Origin of the sequence: Chitinimonas prasina (assembly GCF_030160395.1) — a bacterium.
Taxonomy (GTDB): Bacteria; Pseudomonadota; Gammaproteobacteria; order Burkholderiales; family Chitinimonadaceae; genus Chitinimonas; species Chitinimonas prasina.
On record NZ_BSOG01000006.1, the window covers coordinates 34,694 to 53,246 of the forward strand.

General features: G+C 62.1%; 18 protein-coding genes. 9 read left to right on the top strand and 9 right to left on the bottom strand.

All coding sequences use genetic code 11. The features are described 5' to 3' along the window. Positions 1 to 111: 111 nt before the first annotated feature. Complete coding sequence (locus QQK16_RS18395; RefSeq protein WP_284197949.1) at positions 112 to 780, top strand: class I SAM-dependent methyltransferase; 669 nt, start codon at positions 112 to 114, stop codon at positions 778 to 780. Positions 781 to 788: 8 nt separating this feature from the next. Here the strand turns inward: QQK16_RS18395 and QQK16_RS18400 are convergent, their stop codons facing one another. After that, positions 789 to 1,172: a VOC family protein gene (locus tag QQK16_RS18400; RefSeq protein WP_284197950.1), complete on the bottom strand. Its 384-nt coding sequence runs from the start codon at positions 1,170 to 1,172 to the stop codon at positions 789 to 791. A gap of 28 nt (positions 1,173 to 1,200) precedes the next feature. Further along, positions 1,201 to 1,572 (bottom strand): nuclear transport factor 2 family protein, encoded by a 372-nt coding sequence (locus QQK16_RS18405; RefSeq protein ID WP_284197951.1) that lies wholly within the window; start codon positions 1,570 to 1,572, stop codon positions 1,201 to 1,203. A gap of 322 nt (positions 1,573 to 1,894) precedes the next feature. Between QQK16_RS18405 and QQK16_RS18410 the strand changes: the two genes are divergently transcribed. Continuing rightward, complete coding sequence (locus QQK16_RS18410) at positions 1,895 to 2,764, top strand: DUF4394 domain-containing protein (protein ID WP_284197952.1); 870 nt, start codon at positions 1,895 to 1,897, stop codon at positions 2,762 to 2,764. Between the two features lie 91 nt (positions 2,765 to 2,855). Here the strand turns inward: QQK16_RS18410 and QQK16_RS18415 are convergent, their stop codons facing one another. Then, entirely contained in the window at positions 2,856 to 3,791 is a 936-nt protein-coding gene (locus QQK16_RS18415) for a LysR family transcriptional regulator (RefSeq protein WP_284197953.1), read from the bottom strand. 164 nt (positions 3,792 to 3,955) lie between these two features. Here QQK16_RS18415 and QQK16_RS18420 point away from each other — a divergent pair, with 164 nt between their 5' ends. Continuing rightward, positions 3,956 to 4,447 (top strand): porin family protein, encoded by a 492-nt coding sequence (locus QQK16_RS18420; protein WP_284197954.1) that lies wholly within the window; start codon positions 3,956 to 3,958, stop codon positions 4,445 to 4,447. Between the two features lie 97 nt (positions 4,448 to 4,544). Here QQK16_RS18420 and QQK16_RS18425 read toward each other — a convergent pair whose 3' ends face one another. Beyond that, positions 4,545 to 5,405, bottom strand: a complete 861-nt coding sequence (locus QQK16_RS18425; protein ID WP_284197955.1) for an ADP-ribosylglycohydrolase family protein — start codon at positions 5,403 to 5,405, stop codon at positions 4,545 to 4,547. A gap of 372 nt (positions 5,406 to 5,777) precedes the next feature. Between QQK16_RS18425 and QQK16_RS18430 the strand changes: the two genes are divergently transcribed. Further along, the gene (locus QQK16_RS18430; protein WP_284197956.1) at positions 5,778 to 7,169 is read left to right on the top strand and encodes an RtcB family protein; all 1,392 of its coding nucleotides are present in this window, start codon (positions 5,778 to 5,780) and stop codon (positions 7,167 to 7,169) included. Between the two features lie 121 nt (positions 7,170 to 7,290). Here QQK16_RS18430 and mmsB read toward each other — a convergent pair whose 3' ends face one another. Together mmsB and QQK16_RS18440 are read right to left on the bottom strand one after the other, a co-directional pair. Further along, a complete protein-coding gene (mmsB, locus tag QQK16_RS18435; protein WP_284197957.1) occupies positions 7,291 to 8,187 on the bottom strand; it encodes a 3-hydroxyisobutyrate dehydrogenase in 897 nt (298 codons plus the stop codon). A gap of 16 nt (positions 8,188 to 8,203) precedes the next feature. Continuing rightward, positions 8,204 to 9,700 (bottom strand): CoA-acylating methylmalonate-semialdehyde dehydrogenase, encoded by a 1,497-nt coding sequence (locus tag QQK16_RS18440; RefSeq protein ID WP_284197958.1) that lies wholly within the window; start codon positions 9,698 to 9,700, stop codon positions 8,204 to 8,206. A 451-nt stretch (positions 9,701 to 10,151) separates the two neighbouring features. Here QQK16_RS18440 and QQK16_RS18445 point away from each other — a divergent pair, with 451 nt between their 5' ends. Both QQK16_RS18445 and QQK16_RS18450 read left to right on the top strand, forming a co-directional pair. Then, on the top strand, positions 10,152 to 11,234 hold the full coding sequence (locus tag QQK16_RS18445; protein WP_284197959.1) for a M35 family metallo-endopeptidase: 1,083 nt from the start codon (positions 10,152 to 10,154) through the stop codon (positions 11,232 to 11,234). Positions 11,235 to 11,390: 156 nt separating this feature from the next. Next, positions 11,391 to 11,819 carry a hypothetical protein gene (locus QQK16_RS18450; RefSeq protein ID WP_284197960.1) on the top strand — a complete coding sequence of 143 codons (429 nt, stop codon included), beginning with the start codon at positions 11,391 to 11,393 and terminating at the stop codon, positions 11,817 to 11,819. 11 nt (positions 11,820 to 11,830) lie between these two features. Here the strand turns inward: QQK16_RS18450 and QQK16_RS18455 are convergent, their stop codons facing one another. Then, positions 11,831 to 13,030, bottom strand: a complete 1,200-nt coding sequence (locus QQK16_RS18455; RefSeq protein WP_284197961.1) for a hypothetical protein — start codon at positions 13,028 to 13,030, stop codon at positions 11,831 to 11,833. Positions 13,031 to 13,180: 150 nt separating this feature from the next. On the opposite strand from QQK16_RS18455, the gene QQK16_RS18460 reads away from it, so the two are divergent. The 3 genes from QQK16_RS18460 to QQK16_RS18470 all read left to right on the top strand — a co-directional run bounded on the left by QQK16_RS18460 (position 13,181) and on the right by QQK16_RS18470 (position 16,690). Then, complete coding sequence (locus tag QQK16_RS18460; protein ID WP_284197962.1) at positions 13,181 to 14,101, top strand: hypothetical protein; 921 nt, start codon at positions 13,181 to 13,183, stop codon at positions 14,099 to 14,101. A 107-nt stretch (positions 14,102 to 14,208) separates the two neighbouring features. Continuing rightward, a complete protein-coding gene (locus QQK16_RS18465; RefSeq protein WP_284197963.1) occupies positions 14,209 to 14,979 on the top strand; it encodes an inositol monophosphatase family protein in 771 nt (256 codons plus the stop codon). A gap of 127 nt (positions 14,980 to 15,106) precedes the next feature. Continuing rightward, positions 15,107 to 16,690, top strand: coding sequence for an ABC transporter substrate-binding protein (locus tag QQK16_RS18470; RefSeq protein WP_284197964.1), 1,584 nt, complete (start codon positions 15,107 to 15,109; stop codon positions 16,688 to 16,690). A 15-nt stretch (positions 16,691 to 16,705) separates the two neighbouring features. Here the strand turns inward: QQK16_RS18470 and QQK16_RS18475 are convergent, their stop codons facing one another. Both QQK16_RS18475 and queF read right to left on the bottom strand, forming a co-directional pair. After that, positions 16,706 to 17,536: an HDOD domain-containing protein gene (locus QQK16_RS18475; RefSeq protein WP_284197965.1), complete on the bottom strand. Its 831-nt coding sequence runs from the start codon at positions 17,534 to 17,536 to the stop codon at positions 16,706 to 16,708. A gap of 75 nt (positions 17,537 to 17,611) precedes the next feature. Beyond that, complete coding sequence (gene queF, locus QQK16_RS18480; RefSeq protein ID WP_284197966.1) at positions 17,612 to 18,439, bottom strand: NADPH-dependent 7-cyano-7-deazaguanine reductase QueF; 828 nt, start codon at positions 18,437 to 18,439, stop codon at positions 17,612 to 17,614. Between the last annotated feature and the right edge of the window lie 114 nt (positions 18,440 to 18,553).

An 18,553-nucleotide genomic window follows, 5' to 3' on the forward strand; every position in this document is an offset into this window, starting at 1 on the left:
TCTGCGTTCGCTCGCGGCCATACTGTGTGCCATGAGTCTCGCGCAGCGCATTCCGGTTGGCGTCGTGCCTGTTCGTCCAGAACATTCACGCACCGCCTTCAAGGAAGCACCATGCCTACCGCCCACCTGGGCTACCAGGTCAAGTTCGAATCCGTCTCTATCAATGGCACGGCCGACCTGGAGATACGCTCGCTGCTGGATCGCCAGCAATATGCCGATCCGCTGGGTGAGGCGGAGCGGGCTGGCATATCGCCGGCAAGCTGGCCCTTGTTCGGCATGGTCTGGCCATCGGCACGCATGCTGGCTGCCACAATGGCACTGCGCGAGGTAGATGGCCGCCGCATACTGGAGCTGGGCTGTGGTTTGGCACTAGCCAGCCTGTTATCGCATCGGCGGGGTGCAGATGTGATCGCCAGCGACGTACACCCGCTGACCGAGACCTTTCTGCTGGAAAACCTGCGCCTGAATGCGCTGCCTCCCATGGGCTACCGCACCGGCGATTGGCACGGTAGCGATGCCAGCCTGGGCCAGTTCGATCTCATCATCGGCAGCGATGTGCTGTACGAGCGTGACCAGCCTGCCTGGCTATCGGCCTTTATCGACCGCCATTCCAATGACGGAGTGGAAGTCCTGATCGTGGACCCCAAGCGCGGCAACCATGGCCATTTCAACCGGTTGATGGCAGAGCGGGGCTATGACTGCAGTGAAATCTCGATGGACGGTGCGCAGGCCTCTGGCGAGGCCTATCGCGGCCGCATGTTGCGCTATCTGCGGGCGTGAGAGCCGGGTCAGCAGGAGCAGGGGGAGTTCAATACGGCCTCCAGTGCGTAGCCGTCCGGGTCCAGCACAAAGGCGGCATAGTAGTGGTCACCAAAGTCGGGGCGTAGCCCTGGCTCGCCATTGTCCTGCCCACCTAGTTGCAACGCAGCGGTGTGAAAGGCCTGTATGGCCTCATGCGAGGACGCCGTCAGGGCCAGGTGAAAACCCGCGCCCGGCGGGTGGGTGGCGGCCCTTTGCTTGATGCAAAGCAGATCTTCGCCACCTGGCAGGCCATAGCCTATGGCATCGTCGTCCGACCAGACGCGGATATAGCCCAGTGTGGCCAGCGTGCCATCGTAGAAGATGGCCGAGCGTTCCAGTTCGCGGACGCCGAAGGAGATATGGTGCAGCATGGTCTGATCCTGTTTGCGGGAGATAAGGCTAGTAACGCTCGATGTGCGCGGTATGGCGGTAAGGTGGATCATAGGGTTCGGGCCAGTAGTCGAGGATGTGGGTGATGCGACCGTGCTGCAGGGTAAAGAAGCTGATGCCCTCGCAACTGGTGCCATCGACAAAGAAGGTGATGCGCGATACCGCCTGCTGCGCATTGCCGATCACGCTGTCTACCCTGAGCTGCCAATCACCGGGGTAGGTGATGTTGAAGTCCAGATAGTGATCTCGCCCCCGGATGCGCTCGCGGGTCTGCGGCACCTCGTAGACCACGTTTTCATCGAGCAGTGCCGCAAACCCGGCCCAATCGCGCCTGTGCGCGGCTTGCCAGTACTGCTGCACGATCTGTTCGCTGCTTGCCATGCTTCCTCCTTGATCCGGCCTTGTGGAGTACGTTCGTTCTCTGTGTATTGTGGAGAACGATCGTGCTCTGCGCAAGGGGTGTACCCGTAGCCGGACGACGCTATGGCCGTCGATGATGCCTGAGAGGCGCGATAAGCTTGGCGCTGCCGATGCAATCGGCCATGCCAACCCATTGGACATTGCCAGCGCCCACCACGGCGCTTGTGCTCTGCCTGCGGATGGCAGTTCGCTGACAGCTTTGTCCGCAACTGGCGAAGTACGGTGTGATTGTCTAACGTAAGGCTACTGCCGATCCGGCATTGGTCGATACAAAGGATAGACAATGAGCCGCCTTGTTCCGCTGTTTGCATGCAGCCTGCTTGCGGCCTGCGCGACCGCCCCGTCCCAGCAACCCAGATCGGAAACCGCCTGGGTGCTGACTGCCGGTGGCAAGTTGCTGCGCATGAATGCAGGTGTGCCGGGCAAGATAGAGCAGACACTATCCATCAGTGGCCTGACTGCCGGTGAACGGCTATTAGGCATCGATTTCCGTTCCGCCAATGAAAAGCTCTACGGCTTGACCAGCGGTGGCCGGCTCTACGTCATTGAACCAAGCAATGGTCAGGCAACTGCCGTGGCGCCGATGGGTGTCACGCTGCCGGTGGCAGGGGAGTGGGGCTTGGACTTCAACCCGGTGGTAGATAGGCTGCGCGTGGTCAACTACGACGGGGTGAATTTGCGTCTGCATCCCGATACCGGCGCACAGCTTGATGGTGACGCTAGCGCTGAGGGTGTGCAGCAGGATGCACGGCTGGCCTATGTCGACGGCGACCCATCCATGGGGCAGAAGCCAGCGATCGCGGGGGCAGCCTACACCTACAGCAAGGTCAGTAAAACCGGCACCACCAACTTCGCCATCGACGCAGCGGCGGCCACGCTGGTGACCCAAGGTACGCGCGAGGGGGTGCAACCAGCGGTCGGCCCCAATAGCGGCAAGCTTTACACCGTGGGCAAGCTCGGTGCACAGCCCGAAGGGGGCGTGGGCTTTGATATCAGTTGGAAGGATAACGCTGCCTTTGCCGCGTTCCGCACTGCCGGCAGCAGGGCGCCCAGTCTTTATCTGGTTGACCTCAATACCGGCGCAGCGCGGCTGATAGGCGAGATCGCCAGCAGCGAGCCGGTGATCGGCCTGGCGATTGCGCCTAGCTGGTAGGTGCTGCCTGCAATCTCGCATGTATCGCTACGCGGCCTGGTGAGGGAAGTATTTCTCTTTAGTTATCCGCTGTGGCATGGCCTTGCTGCCCTCAAGCGGGCTGCGCGGCGGCCAGCCATGGGTCTTGCCCGGCTGAGCCAGCAAACTCGGCAAAGCGGGCCAGGATGAAGTCGGCGGCCCCTCTGACCTTGGCAGACAAGAATCGGCGGCTGGGGAAAACCAGGCAAAGATCCAGCCGGCCGGCACGCCACGCTGGCAACACTCGCACCAGCTCGCCCAGGCGCAGCGATTCGCTGGCTACATAGGAGGGCAGGATGGCGATCCCCATGCCGGCCACCGCGCTGGCACGCAGCACATCCTGGGTGTTGCACGATAGGGCGGGGGTGGGCCAGCGTACGTTCAGGGTTTCTTCCGTGCCACGGTAAAGCCGGCTATCCAGCCAGTTGCCGCTGGCCAGCAGTTGCTGTCCCTCAAGGTCTGCTGGTGTGTCGAGTGGAGGGTGCTGGGCCAGATAGCCTGGTGCTGCGCACAGTATCAGGTCGGAGTAGGCCAGGCGTCTTGCCACCAGGCTGCTGGCCAGGCCTTGCTGCTCGAACAGCAGGGCCAGGTCGAATCCTTCTTCCACCATGTCCACCGGCCGGGCGCCGAGTACCAGATCAATGCGCACCTCCGGAAAAGCCGCCCGATAGGCCGGCAGCACCGGCACGATATGGTGCTGGGCAAAGCTGAGTGGTGCATAGGCACGCAATACCCCACGCGCTTCGGTCTGCCGGGCGGTCAGCATGGCGTCGGCTTCGTTTACCGCTTCCAGGATGTCTTGGCAACGCGCCAGGTAAGCCTGGCCTGCCTCGGTGAGTGAGAGCTTGCGGGTGGTGCGCTGCATCAAGCGGGCGCCCAGCTCGGTTTCCAGTTCCGAAATGATCAGGGAGATGGAAGCCTTGGACAGCCCCATGGCCTCGGCGGCGCGCACAAAGCTGCCAGTCTCGGCAACGCGGACAAAGGTCTGCATGGCACGAAAGCGATCCATGGTAAAAGTTCCTTCTTATTGTTTAGGTTTATTAAACTATTAATTGAAATATCGCTTATTTATCGCTGTGCGGTCAAACGGCAGAATGCAAACCGTGGCAAGAACGACAAGGCCACCGCCGGCCGGAAGCCGGCTTACTTTGCAAACTCTGAAGGAGTAGGACCATGAAGACCATGACCAAACAGACCATCGCCCTGAGCGCCTTGATCGCCGGCCTGAGCGCTGTGCCGGCCATGGCCGACGCCAATGGCGTGTACGTATTCGGCCAAGCCACCCATGCCCGTGAAACCCACGCTAACAAGCAGGTCGCCAACGGCCTTGGCGCTGGTGTCGGTTACCGGCTCAGTGACAACTTTGCGGTCGAGGGCGGCTACACCGGCCTGAAAGAACGCACCGGCATGGCTGATCAGACTGCCAATGTCCGCGCCGTCGGCATCCTGCCGGTGAATGAGCAGATAGAAGTCAACGGCAAGCTCGGTTATGCCCGCACCGGCGATACCCTGGGCAATGCTGCCAAAGATGGCCTGACCTACGGGGTGGGCGCCAGCTACAAGCTGGACAAGAACTGGGCAGTACGCGCCGACTACGATCGCCTGAAGGCCGGCGGTGAACAACGTATCAATACTTACTCGGCTGGCGTGCAGTACCAGTTCTAAGCGGCGCCGCAGCCGGAGCGGCAGCGCAAACCGCTCCGGTGCCTTCCCTGCATGATTGAATCTCCCTGACTGAAGCGCCCCCTGGTGGGCGCTTTTTTTAGCTGTTGCCAGCCAGTAGGGGTAACCCAAACTGCGCACTGAGCCTTGCGTCCAATTCTCTCAAGTACGACATGCCATAGCGACCTTGCTCCAGACCGGTGTACAGATGCTCAGGTAGATCGCTTTGGTATGCAGTGCTCAAGGATGCCAGGCCCAGCGCAATTGCTGCGACACTGTCCACATCACCGCCCAGCGCTACGCTATGCCGCAGTATTTCTGCATAGGAGCGATGCTGGGACATGACTGTCATGACGGCGTGGACGGTCTGGATGCCATCGCACTCAACCTCGGCATCCCAGTCGTTGCGCCACGCATGCTTTGTCTTTTCCGAAACAAATGTGGTCAATTGGGCAACTGGTCCAAGTTGATAGACCAAGTAGTGGCTGGCATAGGCGACTGCCATGGCTGAGACCACACCTTCGGGGGTGTTATGAGTCAGTTGTGCTTGCACCCTGCATTGCTGTTCCATCGTTTGTTGATCTTTTACCAAGCCTAGCGGGACCGAGCGCATGGCTGCCCCGTTTCGGCTACTGTCTGGGCGGAGGATGGCAAGCAAGGCGGCACCATCCGCCACATCACTTAACAACTGATACAGACCTTTGGCATAGCCTAGACGCTTGTCGCGCTTAAAGGCGCGGACAAATCCATCAGCAATATTGGCAGGGCTCCAGTCAAGCCGATCCAGCAATAGCTCAGCTATCGCAATGCTCATCTGGGTGTCGTCTGTGTAAGAGCCGGCAGGCATGCCCAGATAGTGCTGCTGGTAAGCAGTGAGATCGTTGTATTGCGCTATTTTGGGCCGTTCGCAAAACTCGAACCCGGCGCCGTAGGCATCACCGATGGCTATTTCAACTAGCATGTGTACCCCCCTGGTTGGTCTACGCGCCATTCTGCCAGTTTGCGACTGGCATCGGCGTTAGCGCAGTGGCCACGTTGTTTACAGGAGCAACTAAAGCCGCCGCTTCCACCGCCGATCAGGCCGCTGCCAAAGCGAGCACGCCATCCCGTTTTCTATTGCTGAATGACCTGCCTATTGGAAAATTTGGGTTGGGTAGTTTCTTTTTTTTGGGCAATGGGAATCTAACTCTTACCTGAGGGCACCGCCATTTTGAGGCTTTACTGGCTGGCGGCGTTATTGCTAGACTGCGCATCCCTTCAAGTTTGCTGCTGCAGAAGGACATGCCCCCACGCATTTGGACGTGGGGCATTGCCATGTCTCTGGAAAGCAGCAATGTCTACCTTACTTCGTTTACAAAAAGCCTTGGCGCGCCAAGGTGTGATGGTGCAGTTCGACCGGGGTGTTTACCAGCTCGCCCGTGCCGACAGTGCCGCCACTGTTTTACTCCCCGCCAGTTTTCCGCTGGAAGAAAAGGCTGTTCGGCAACTGCTGGATTTCGCTGCCGTACGTTCGGCAGATGGCCACCATGCGGTTTGCAAGGCCTGCGCCACGCCGGATTTTCACCCCGGCTCCATTGCACCTGTTGGTTCTGTGGTGGCAACAGGGCCGAATTTCGTGATTCCGGCCAGCATAGGCACGGATATCAACTGCGGCATGCGCTTGATTACCACCGGGCTGGATGAAGCGGGCTTTGCCCGGCATCGCGATGTATTACTGGCGCGGCTGACCCGGGTGTTGCTCGACAACGGCCGCGATGTGCCTTTGCGCAGCCAGGCTTTCCGTAACCTGTTTGATGTTGGCCCCTTGGGCTTGATAGATGGCTTGGGTAGGGAAGGATTATGGGCCGGTGTCGATACCGCTCGGCTGGCTGCAGAATTGACGGACTGCATAGGCCTTGCGGACTTTGCCGGCAATAGTCGCTATGCGCCCGATGCCATGGTGGGTAATCGGGAGCTGCTGCGCGACCCCTGTCTGGGCACGCCAGGCGCAGGTAACCACTTTGTGGAGTTCCAGCGGGTGGATGCCGTGCTGGATCGGCATGCCGCCTACCGGGCTGGCCTCAAGCAAGGGGAGGTGGTGCTGATGATACATAGCGGCTCGCGTGACCTGGGTTTCTATGTGGGGCAGCGCTGGATGGATAAGGCACGTGATGCCTGGCCGCAAGGGGTGAAGCACCCTGCGAGCGGCCTGTATGGCCTGGCGGGCACGCTGGCGGCGGAATATCTGGTAGCGATGGGTACGGCCGCCCGCTATGCCTGGTTGAATCGGGTGGTGCTGGCCGAACTGGTCCGCAAGGAACTGGCCGAGGTGACAGGTGCCACAACATCCCGCCTGGTGGTGGATGTACCCCATAACGTGGTGCTGCAGGAGCAGGGCTTCAATATCCACCGTAAAGGGGCGACGCCGGCACGCTGTGGCGACCTGGCCCTGATACCCGGCTCGATGGGAGATGCGTCTTATCTGGTCAGTGGCCTGGGCAATGCAGACTGGCTGTGGTCGTGCAGCCACGGTGCGGGTCGTCAGCTGAGGCGGCAGGAGGTGCGCCGCATGCGTCAGGCTCAGGCAGACGGTAGCTGGCATTGTGTGACGTTGCGGGAAGAGCGGCGGATTGAAGAGGCGCCGCACGCCTACAAGCCCATCGGCCCGGTACTGGCTGCGCAGGAGGAGGCTGGCCTGCTGGCCCCGGTGGCCAGGTTGTTGCCACTGGTGACCTTCAAGGCTTGATGGCGTCTCTGGCTGGCTCGCAGTTGATCGCCCTTGGGAACCGCTACTGCCGGACGTAGCCCCGATGGCAAGCGGAGGGTGCCGCCTGATGACGGTACCCTCCGCTTGGCCCCGCGCGCGCTCAGCTGCGCTTGAGCAATTGCTGGATGCTGGAGAAATCCTGCCCGCCATGGCCCAGGCTGCTATGCAGGGCATAGAGCTGGCGCGACAGGCTGCCCAGCGGCGTGCTGGACTTGCTGGCCAGGGCGGCCTCCATGGCGAGGCCCAGGTCCTTGAGCATCAGATCCACGCCAAAGCCGCCTTCGTAGCCACGGCTGGCGGGCGTGTTCTCCATCACCCCTGGCCAGGGGTTGTATTTTTCCAGGCTCCAGTTGCCGCCGGAGCTGACGCGCATGATATCGCTCAGTACCTTGGGGTCCAGGCCGTTAGCCACGCCGAGGTTGAGTGCTTCAGCCGTGCCTATCATGTGGATGGCCAGCAGCATGTTGTTGGCGATCTTGGCCACCTGGCCCGCGCCTGCACTACCGGCATGGAACAGGTTCTTGCCCATGGCTTCCAGCAAGGGGCGGGCGCGTTCCAGGTTGGCCGCCTCGCCACCGATGATGAAGGTGAGGGTGCCGGCAGCGGCACCTGCTGTGCCACCCGAAACCGGGGCGTCGAGCATGGCCACGCCACGGGTCTTGGCTGCGGCATGGACCGCACGCGCTACCTCGGGCGAGATGGTGGAGCACTCCAGTACCAGGGCGCCTGGCTTGACGGCGTGTATCAGTCGGCCTTCACCCAGGTAAAGGGCCTCTACATGCTGGCTGGCGGGCAGCATGGTTATGACGACGTCGGCCTCGGTGACGGCGTGCAGGGCATTGGGGGCGGCCTTGGCCCCCAGTGCCACGGCGGCCTCGACGGCAGCCGGTACCAGGTCGAACACGGTGAGCGCGTGGCCGGCCTTGAGCAGGTTGGCAGCCATGGGGCCGCCCATGTGTCCCAGGCCGATAAAGGCGATATGGCAAGCGTTGGTCATCGGGTTTCCTTGGCGATCAGCGCAGCGAGATGGTGGTGTTGACGGGACCGGCAGTCGCTTCGTCGTCGAACCAGCGGGCGGTCACGGTCTTGGTCTGGGTGTAGAAGCGGATCACTTCCTTACCATAGGGGCCGAGATCACCGAGCTTGGAGCCGCGCGAGCCGGTAAAGCTGAAGAAGGGAACCGGCACCGGGATAGGCACGTTGATACCCACCTGGCCGACGTCGATATCGTGCTGGAAGCGGCGTGCGGCAGCGCCGCTCTGGGTAAACAGGGCCGTACCATTGCCATAGGGGTTGGCGTTGACGAAGGCAATGGCCTCGTCGAGCGTGTCCACTTCGACGATACACAGCACCGGACCAAAAATCTCCTGCTCGTACACCTGCATGCCGGCCTTGACGCCCGAGAAGATGGTGGGGCCGACGAAGTTGCCATCGGGGTAGCCCACTACCGCCGGGTTGCGGCCATCCAGCTCCAGTTTGGCGCCTTCCTCGACGCCTTGGCCTATCAGTTTCTCTACCCGTGCCAGGGCCTGCCGGTTGATCAGGGGGCCGAGGTCGGCGCCGGCTTCGTGGCCGGCACTGACCTTGAGGGTTTGCGCACGGGCCACGATCTCGGGTATCCAGTCGCGCGCCTTGCCCACCAACACCGCCACCGAGATGGCCATGCAGCGTTGGCCCGCTGCACCAAAGGCCGCGCCCACCAGGGCATTGAGGGTTTGCTCCTTGTTGGCGTCGGGCAGGAAAACCGCATGGTTCTTAGCGCCCAGCATGGCCTGTACCCGTTTGCCGTGCTCGCTGCCCCGGCGGTAGACATGGGTGCCAACCCCTACTGAGCCGACAAAGGAGATGGCCTTGATATCAGGGTGGTCGCACAGGGCGTTGACCGCATCGACGCCGCCATGCACCACGTTGAGCACCCCCTTGGGCAAGCCGGCTTGTTGTGCCAGCTGCGCCAGCAGCATGGGAGTCATGGGGTCCTGTTCGCTGGGCTTGAGCACAAAGGTATTGCCGGTCACGCAGGCCATGGGAAACATCCACAGCGGAATCATGGCGGGGAAGTTGAACGGCGTGATACCGGCACAGACACCCAGCGGCTGGCGGATGGCATAGGTATCGACGCCACCGGCGACGTTCTCAGCGAACTCTCCCATCTGCAGGCTGCCGACCGAACAGGCGTGTTCCACCACTTCCAGGCCACGGAATACATCGCCCTTGGCATCGGCCAGGGTCTTGCCTTGCTCACGGGTCAGGGTGGCGGCCAGTGTATCCATGTGCTCGCGTATCAAGGCCTGCAGGCGCAGGAACACGCGAGCCCGCTCGGCAATCGGCGTGGCGCGCCAGGCCGGGAAGGCTGCCTTGGCGGCGGCTACCGCCTGGGCGACTTCATCACTGCCGCACATGGGCACGCGGGCCAAGACCTCCTGGGTGGCCGGGTTACGTACCTCTTGCCACTGGCTGGCGCTCGATTCGGTGAATTCGCCGTTGATCAGCAGTTTTACATTCTCGGTCATGTCTCGCTCCTTGTTTGTTTTGGATGGTTGCAGCCTTGCCTGGGTATGGTGGATGCGCGGGAACCGGGCTTGCGCGAAGCACCTTGCAGGGTGTGCTGCATTGCTGGCTAGCTTTGTAACTTCACATTGACGTAAACGTCAATCAGTCGTGATGGATTTTTCTGCCGCTTGCCACTCCGCTAGCTTGGACTGGACGGCCGCCTGCGGGTTGCGGTCCGCTGCCCATCTCGGCACCTGGCCTGACCAATGGCGTGCTTGCCGGGTGGCTGTGTCATTTGATCCACTGGACAAACGTACAAGTTGTATGTGGGTTTTCCCTAGTCTAACCATATTGGAGCCCCGAAATAAAAACGCAGCACAGGGGCAGGAGCGGCTGCCACAAGCAGCCAACATAACAAGGTGAGAACTAGGAGCAACTATGCAACACCGCTGGATTGTTTCAATGGCCGTCATGTCTGCACTCGCAGCGCCGGTACTGGTTCAGGCGCAGGATCTGCGCGTCAGCGTCGCCGCCACCCGCGTGTCCGCCATGGCCACGCAGGATGTGGAAGTCGATGTACGCTACACCAATGAGAGCCGTCAGCCCGTTTACCTGTACAAGTGGTATGTGGCAGGTAACGGCCTACAGGACCCGATGTTCGAAGTCAGCCGTGATGGCAAGCCGGTCGAATATCTCGGCCCGCTGGTCAAGCGCCGTGCCCCCACGGCAGCCGACCTGATCACGGTTCGCCCCGGCCAGACCATCAGCAGCCGCGTCAAGCTCTCCTCCGTCTACGATATGTCGCAAAGCGGCAGCTACAGCATCCGCTTTGCTGCCGATAGCGAGCGTATGCTCAAGCGTCCGCTGAAGGGCATCAACGAGACCGCTGCGGCTGAAGGTATCGAGGCTGCAGTCGAGTCGGAGATGCTGCGCTCGAATGATGTGGCACTGTGGGTAGAGGGCCGCAGCAGCCCCTTGCTGAGGCAGGCCGAGGAAGGCCGCAAACTGTCGGCCCTGCTTGATCGCATCACTGCGTCCAGCGTGTCCTATGCCAGCAACTGCTCGGCTACCCGTCAGTCGCAGATCAATAGCGGTGTGTCGGCAGCCATCTCCTACGCCAATGCCTCGGTCAGCTACCTGAACGGGACACCGTCGGGCACCTCCCGCTATGTCACCTGGTTCGGCAAGTATTCCAGCACCAACTGGAACACGGCCAAGTCGCACTTCGTGAAGATCAAGGATGCGCTGGATACCAAGCCCCTGGTGTTTGACTGCTCCTGTACCGAGAGCGGCACCTTCGCCTACGTCTATCCAACCCAGCCGTACAAGATCTACCTGTGCGGTGCCTACTGGGCGGCTGCCAACACCGGTACCGACTCGCGTGGCGGCACCATTGTGCATGAGCTGTCGCACTTCAATGTCGTAGCCGGCACCGATGACCATGCCTATGGCCAGACGGCCGCCAAGAGCCTGGCCAAGAAGAGCCCGACCAAGGCACTGGATAACGCCGACAGCCACGAGTACTTCACCGAAAACACGCCTTACCTGCCATAAGGTGACGATGGGGCAGGTGGCTTGCTCCCCTGGCTAGCTGCTCCCTCTTCTCCTGTCTGGCATCGAGCCGACATGAAGATACCTCTGTTGATCCGGCCGCTTTGCGCGGCCGGTTTTTTCCTTCTAATTCCTCTGGCGGAGGCGGCGTCCGTACCCATGCTCGAGTGCAAACTGCTGGCGCCACCCAACGCCAAGCTGGGGCAGCCGGTGATGCTGGGCTTCAGCCTGCATAACCGCAGCCCGCAGGATGTCTGGGTGCTGGCCTGGAACACCCCGCTGGAAGGCCTGAAAGGCCGCTTCCTGACCGTGCGCGGGCCCACTGGCGAGCTTGCATACCAAGGGCCCATGTTCAAGCGGGGTACGCCACAGCCGGTGGACTATCGCAAGCTCACCGCCGGCCAGACCCTGCAGGTCGAGGTGGATCTGGGGCTGGTCTACGACCTGGGCAAGCCTGGGCCCTACACGGTGCGCTATACCGGCCAACTGCACGATGTGGTGCTGGGCGTTGTCCCGGCACCGGGCGGCAACCTTCATGCGCAACCGCTGCACTGCCCCGGCGTGGCGTTCAAGTTGCTGCCTGTCTGAGCGTCCGGCCGCTACAGTGTTTTAATGGCGGCTTTCAGCATCTCCCGCACCTGCTTGGTGATGTCGGCGGTCTTGGCGGGCTCGAAAGCCTGGATGGAGGGCGTATGGATATGACCAACCGGCAATTGCGCCAGCCCCAGTTGGTTGCGTAGTCGTACCGAGCGATAGGAGATCTCATTGCTCAGGTAGCCGCCGCCGCCGCCTTCAACTGCCGTCTTGCCATGCAGGGCGGCAAGGCCGCCGGCGGCCATGCGGGTATCTGGCATCACCCGCACCCAGCGATTGTCCTGCACCTTGTAGGGGCCGTTGGCGGTCTGCATGGCGGCCACCGGCAAGGAGAACTCGACGAACTCCGGCCCTACCAGCGGCAGGCCGTGCAGCAAGGGTATGACGGGCGCAGTGCGGCTGCCGCCACTGAGGGCGGCCAGGTTATCGGTAGCCTTGGCCGAGCGGCGCAGGCCGGGGTAACGCTCCAGATCGAACTGTTCGCGCCCCATGCTGACGGTGACCACCATGTCCACCTGGGGCTCTACCCCTGCCGGCAGCTTGCCCGCCGCCGCTTGCCAGGTGGCTAGGGCGCGTGGGCCGGCCATCCAGGGGGTGAGGAAGTCTTCCACCATGCCGGCATCGAAATCGGCATAGCGCACCGGAAAGACGGCGACTTCCACCCGTGCGCGCTCACCGTTGACGACGATTTCTTCGCCATCCAGCAGCAAGGCGGTCACGCCGGAGGGATTGCTCTGGTCCAGGTTGCGTTCCAGCGCAAAGGGATCAAAACCCGTCAGCAGGATGCGCTTGATCTTGCGGTCCGGGTCGTAGCGGATTTCATCCATGCCACGGCTGGATTGCTCCAGTGCGGCGATGGCGGCCGCCCGGTCTGCTTCGAATAGGGGGAAGGCGGGTTTGTTGTCCCGGATGATGCTGGTCAGCGCCAGCCTGGCCCAATAAAGCGGCCTGTCATCAAAATCGCCTTGTTCATGCAGCCTGGCCTTGGCGCCAAGCCAGAGCTTGCGGCCATATTCGCGGGCAACACGGGTGGCTTCGAGTGCATCGCGGCTGTTGGCCCAGTCATGAGCAAAGTCCCGGGTCAGGCCAGCAAAGGCGGTATTGAGCGCAGGCAGGCGGGTAGCAACCTGCTGTAGCCGGGCTTCCTCTACGGTCTGGGCCTGGGCAAAGGTCAGGCAGGCAAGCAGCAACAAGGCAGGGCGCATGGGGGAATCCGTTGGGGGGATGAAGCAAAATTTTTACCGAATAAGGCTGCTGCTTGCAATTCGGCCAGTGGCTGTTGATGCTGTACAGACAAAAAACGGCACATCCCCACCCTGGGTGTGGATGAGGCCCTAACCGAGGAGGAGCAAACCATGGCGGGTAGCCGCACCTATCGTCCCCTGGCACAGGTAAGAGCCGTGGGCGGCCCCTACGTCGATCAAGTCGTGGCAGATTTTCGGGCCTTGCCGGTCGAGGCTGCTCAGCTACCCCGTTATGGCGAAGCCGCAGCCCTGGCTAATAACAGCGATACGCTGGACTGGCAGCAACTGTTTACGCTGGAGTTGTGGGTGGTGCAACTGATGCCGCTCTACCAGTTGGAACAACGCGCCGGCATCCTGGGCCAGCTGTTTCACCAGACCGCCGCAGCTTTGCCCGATCCGGCACGCGCGGACTACGAGCCGCGCTTGCGGGCATGGGCGCTCAATCTCCAATCGGAACGGCAATGGGCTTTCCGCAAGAACCTGCTGCGTGAGCAGGAAGCCTGGCGGCTGCGCCGCAGGCTGGCCGCCACCCTGTGGGCGGTGACGGCAATCGCGGTGCTGGTGAGCTGGAGCGGCATGCTGTTCGGCTGGCAGGGGCTGGCGCTGCTGAGCATGGTGGCCTGGCTGGGTATCAGCGGCGGCTATGCCAGCATTGCACGGCGCGCGCAATCGCCAGGCCCCTCGCAAGGCGGCGATGCCAGCCAGGGCACCGCCCTGGGTAATCTCTGTGCGCTGGACGTAGGGCAGGATAGTGTGGTGCAAGGCATGCTGCTGGCGGGCTTGTTTGCCCTGGTGGGCTACAGCCTGCTTGCTAGCGGCCTGTTTACCCAGTTGTTCAGCCCGGCACTCAATGCCAGCCTGATCCCACAGTTCAAGTCGGGCGACTGGCCCAGCATCCCTTTGCCTACAGGTGGCCATGAACTGGCCAAGCTGGCGGTATGGAGCTTTCTGTTCGGGTTTGCCGAGAGATTGGTACCTGATGTGCTGGACCGTCTGACAGGCAAGCTTAAGCCATCCAAGCCGGGAAAATAACGCTGGCACAGTCTCTATTAGCCCACGGCAAGTTGGCGACGAGGTGAAAAGATCTTGAACAGGCTCTAAGATGGCTGCCTCCTTTGTTTACGCACCAGGATAGCCCAATGAGTCATCCCGCCGATTTCCTGCCGCTGGCTCAACGCCTGGCCGATGCTGCCCGTGCGTTCATTCTGCCGTACTACCGCACCCGCCTGGCAGTGGACGACAAGCTCGATGCCAGCCCGGTGACCTTGGCTGATCGTGGCGCAGAGCAGGCCATGCGTGCCTTGCTGGCCGAGCATACGCCGGAACACGGCATCATCGGCGAGGAATTCGGGCGTGAGCGGGATGGGGCCGAATGGGTATGGGTGCTGGACCCGGTTGACGGCACCAAGAGCTTTATTGTGGGCCGGCCGACCTTCTGTACCCTGATTGGTTTGCTCCACCATGGCAAGCCGGTGCTGGGCATCATCGATCAGCCGGTATTGAACGAGCGTTGGGTGGGGGTGGCGGGCCTGCCTACCACCCTCAATGGCAGCGTGGTGCAGACCTCGGATGTCACGGATCTGGCAGCTACCCGGTTGGGCTCGACCGGACCGCAATATCTGCAGGCCACCGCCGGCGAGCGCTTTGCCGGCTTGCAAGCGCGCTGCCGCTTTACCGTATGGGGCGGCGATGCCTACCTGTACGCCCTGCTGGCCTGCGGTGGCTATGACCTGGTGGTGGAGAGCGGCCTCAAATTGCATGACTTTGCTGCCCTGGTGCCCGTGGTGCAGGGCGCAGGTGGCACGATGACAGACTGGCTGGGCGGCGAGCTGAACAAGGACTCCGACGGCAGCGTACTGGTGGCGGCAACCGCCGCCTTGCATGAGCAGGCGCTGGCCTATCTGCGTTGAGTGGTAGCTGCCAGCATTGACTGGTCAGCGGCTCTGGAGTCGCTGCGGATCAGAGCACGTACAGAGATCAATACAGGGCCGGCACGGCATGTGCCGCATGGCCGGCCTTGAAGGGATGGTTCAGTTGATGTTGTTTCGTTCGCGCCTTGGCTTGGCCTTGCTTTGCAGTAGCCTGGCAGTAAACCTCCTGGCGGCCCAGCCGTTGGTGTTCTGTGCCGATGCCGACCCCGACGGATTTGACTCGGCCTTGTCGGATACCGCTGCAACCCACCGCGCCGCCGCCTACCCCCTGTATAACCGCCTGGTGGGTTATGCACCGGCTAGTGGTGCGCTGGTGCCGGAGCTGGCGGAAAAGTGGAGCATGTCGGCCGATGGCCGTAGCTGGACCTTCAAGCTGCGCCGTGGCGTGAAGTTCCACACCACTGCCGGCTTCAAGCCCAGCCGCGATTTCAATGCCGACGATGTGTTGTGGAGCGTACGCCGGCAGGTCGTGACCAGCCACCCGGGCGCTGCCACGGCCCCAGGCGGATTCCCGGCCGCGCTGTCCGGCGATTGGGGGGCGTTGATACGGGCCAGCGAGAAGATCGACGCCTACACAGTGCGCTTTGTGCTGGCCAAGCCCTATGCGCCATTCCCGGCGCTGATGGCGTCCTGGCCGATGTCCATCGTCTCGGCCGAGTACGGCAACCGCTTGGCGCTGGCGGGGCAACTGGCCAGGCTCAGCAGCGAGCCGGTGGGTACCGGGCCCTATCAGTTGCTCAAGTACGAGAAGGGTGCCGTCATACGCTATGCCGCTCACCCGGCGTATTTCAGGGGCCGGCCTGCCGTGGACAAGCTGATTTTCAGCATCAATCCCGATGCCTCGGTGCGCATGCAGAAGCTCCGCGCCGGCGAGTGCCATCTGAGCGAGAGCCTGCGCCCGCAGGATGAGGCTGCGCTGAGCGATGCACCCAAGGTAAGGGTGGTGCATTATCAACCGCAGATCACTTCGTTTCTGGCGTTCAATAGCCAGAAGAAACCGTTCAATGATGTGCGGGTGCGGCAGGCACTCAGCCTGGCGATAGACCGCGCGGCCATCGTGCAGGCCGTGTATGAAGGGCGCGCCGCTACAGGCATGCTGCCCTACGCCCCAGACACCCTATGGGGCGCACCCAGCCAGCCGCCGATAGCGCCCAGGCTGGAGCAGGCCCGCAAGCTGCTGGCCGAGGCGGGCTACCCCCATGGCTTTGAAACCAGTATCTGGGCCCGGGTGGGTGGCGGGGCTTCCAATGTCAATCCGCGCCTGACCGCCGAACTGGTGCAGGCCGACTGGGCCAAGCTGGGCGTCAAGACCAGGTTGGTGGCCATGGAGGCGGCTGAGCTTGGGCGGCGTGGCCGCCTGGGTGAGCACGCCATCGTGATATCAGGCTGGATGAACAGCCTGGACCCCGATGAGCTGTATGGCAATCTATTGACCTGCGATGCGGCGCAGACAAGTACTGCGCGCTGGTGTGACAAGCAGTTCGATAGCCTGATAGATGCCGCCCGGGCCACGCAGCAGCAGGCCAAGCGTGCCAAGCTGTACGAGGCGGCGGCACAGCACTTCCTGACGGCAGCTCCCTGGGCCGTGCTGGCCTACCCCAAGGCGGCACTGGCACATGATGCCAGGTTGAAAGGCGTCATGCCCTCGCCAGCCGCACCCTTCAGCTTCGAGCGCTTGCGCTGGCCGTGATGCCGGTGCTGCGGGCTACTTGAGGGCGTCGGTCGCGACCTCGGTCAGTTCACTCATCAAGCTAGTGTCAAAGCCCAGTTCAGCCAAAATGGCCGCCTGGATATGTGGCCAGTGTGGGTCGGCATCCCGGCGCAGGCGGCTGAACAGCAGGTATTCGGCCAGGCGCGCCAGTGCAATCAGGCGGGCCGATTCCGGTTCCAGCAGCTCGTCATCGCCGAGCTGGTCGAAATCATGGTGATGCAGGATGGCCTCATTCATCGCTGAGGGCATGAACCAGGAACGCGCCAGCAGATAACCCACCACCACATGTGAGGTCGAGCGGCTGTCCATCTCGATGCGGATAAAGTTGGCCGGGTCTTCCATCGCCCGTGCCAGGGTGGCGATATAGGCAGGAAAGCGCTGGGTCAGCACCGGAATGCCGCAATCGCGGAACAGGCAGAACAAATAGGCCTGCTCCGGCTTGATCAGATTCCAGCGGCGCGCCAAGTGGCTGGCAATGGCGGCAATCTGGGTGGCGTCATCCCAGAATGCACGCAGGATGGGGGCCAGCGGGATGGCATTCTTGAGGGTAACGCTGGTCACCACCATGTCCAGATTGTCTGCTCCCAGCACCATGACCGCATCCTGCAGGTTGTTGAGCTGGCGGCTGGCAAAAGCGGGCGAGTTGGCGATCTTGAGCACTGCAGCGGCGAGACTGAGATCGCGGCCGATCAATTCGCTCATGTCGGCCAGGTCAGCCCCCGCCGCCCTGGCCTGGCGGAACTCGGCCAGGCTTTGTGGTAGCGGCGGCAGCGTCAGGCTTTTCAGCAGTTGTGCGGCTTCGGCATCAGACAGGGCTTGAGGCATGGGGGATTCCTGGGCAATAGGGCGGTCGGCACTACCCAGTTTAGACCGCCACAGCAATCCCGCAGCCACAACACGCTACTGCCGCGCCGTGCGCAGATTGGCGGGGGCTGCCTGGGTAAAGCTGGTACGGAAGGGATTGATGTCCAGACCGCCACGGCGGGTGTAGCGGGCGTAGACCGACAAGGCCTCGGGCCGGCATTCACGGCTGATATCCATGAAGATGCGTTCCACGCACTGCTCATGGAACTCATTGTGCTGCCGGAACGAAATCAGATACTGCAACAGGCTGCCGCGTTCTATGGCCATGCCTCGATAGCGTATTTGCACGCTGGCCCAGTCGGGTTGGCCAGTCACCAGGCAGTTGGATTTAAGCAGGTTCGATACCAGGGTCTCTTCCACGATGCCCTCGCCGGTCTCCATGGTGCGGAGCAAGCCCGGTTGAGGCGTGTAATGGTCTACCTCGATATCGAGGTTATCGATGCAATAGCCATCCAGCTCCGCCATGCGCTCGCGACCGAAGGCCTCTGGCAGCACGATGCGTACGTTCACATTGCCGCCGGCAGCCTGCGATAGATCTGCCTGCAGCCGGGTCCTGAGCGCATCCACGCCATCCAGCCGGGTCTGGTTGTAGCTGTTGAGATAGAGCTTGAAGCTTTTGGATTCAATGATGTTGGGCGTGTCCGCCGGCACCATGAAGCTGGCCAGGGCGACTTGCGGCTTACCGCGCGGGTTAAGCCAGGAGAGCTCGTAAGCATTCCAGAAGTCGCTGCCAAAGAAGGGTAGGGTGCTCGGTACGCCGATCTCGTCGCGCTTGGCCTGGCGAGGTATGGGGAAGAGCAGGCTGGGGTCGTATTGCTCGACATAGGCACTGGTGCGGCCCAGCGGGGAGAGTTCGGGGTGCATGAATGGGTTTCCGGTTTTGCTAGGAGGGGCGCGTCCTGGTGCTGGCCTTAGAGCCTGCCTCTGAGGGGATAAGCCAGGCTATTCGCCATTTTACCTCGACTACCGCCGCAGCCG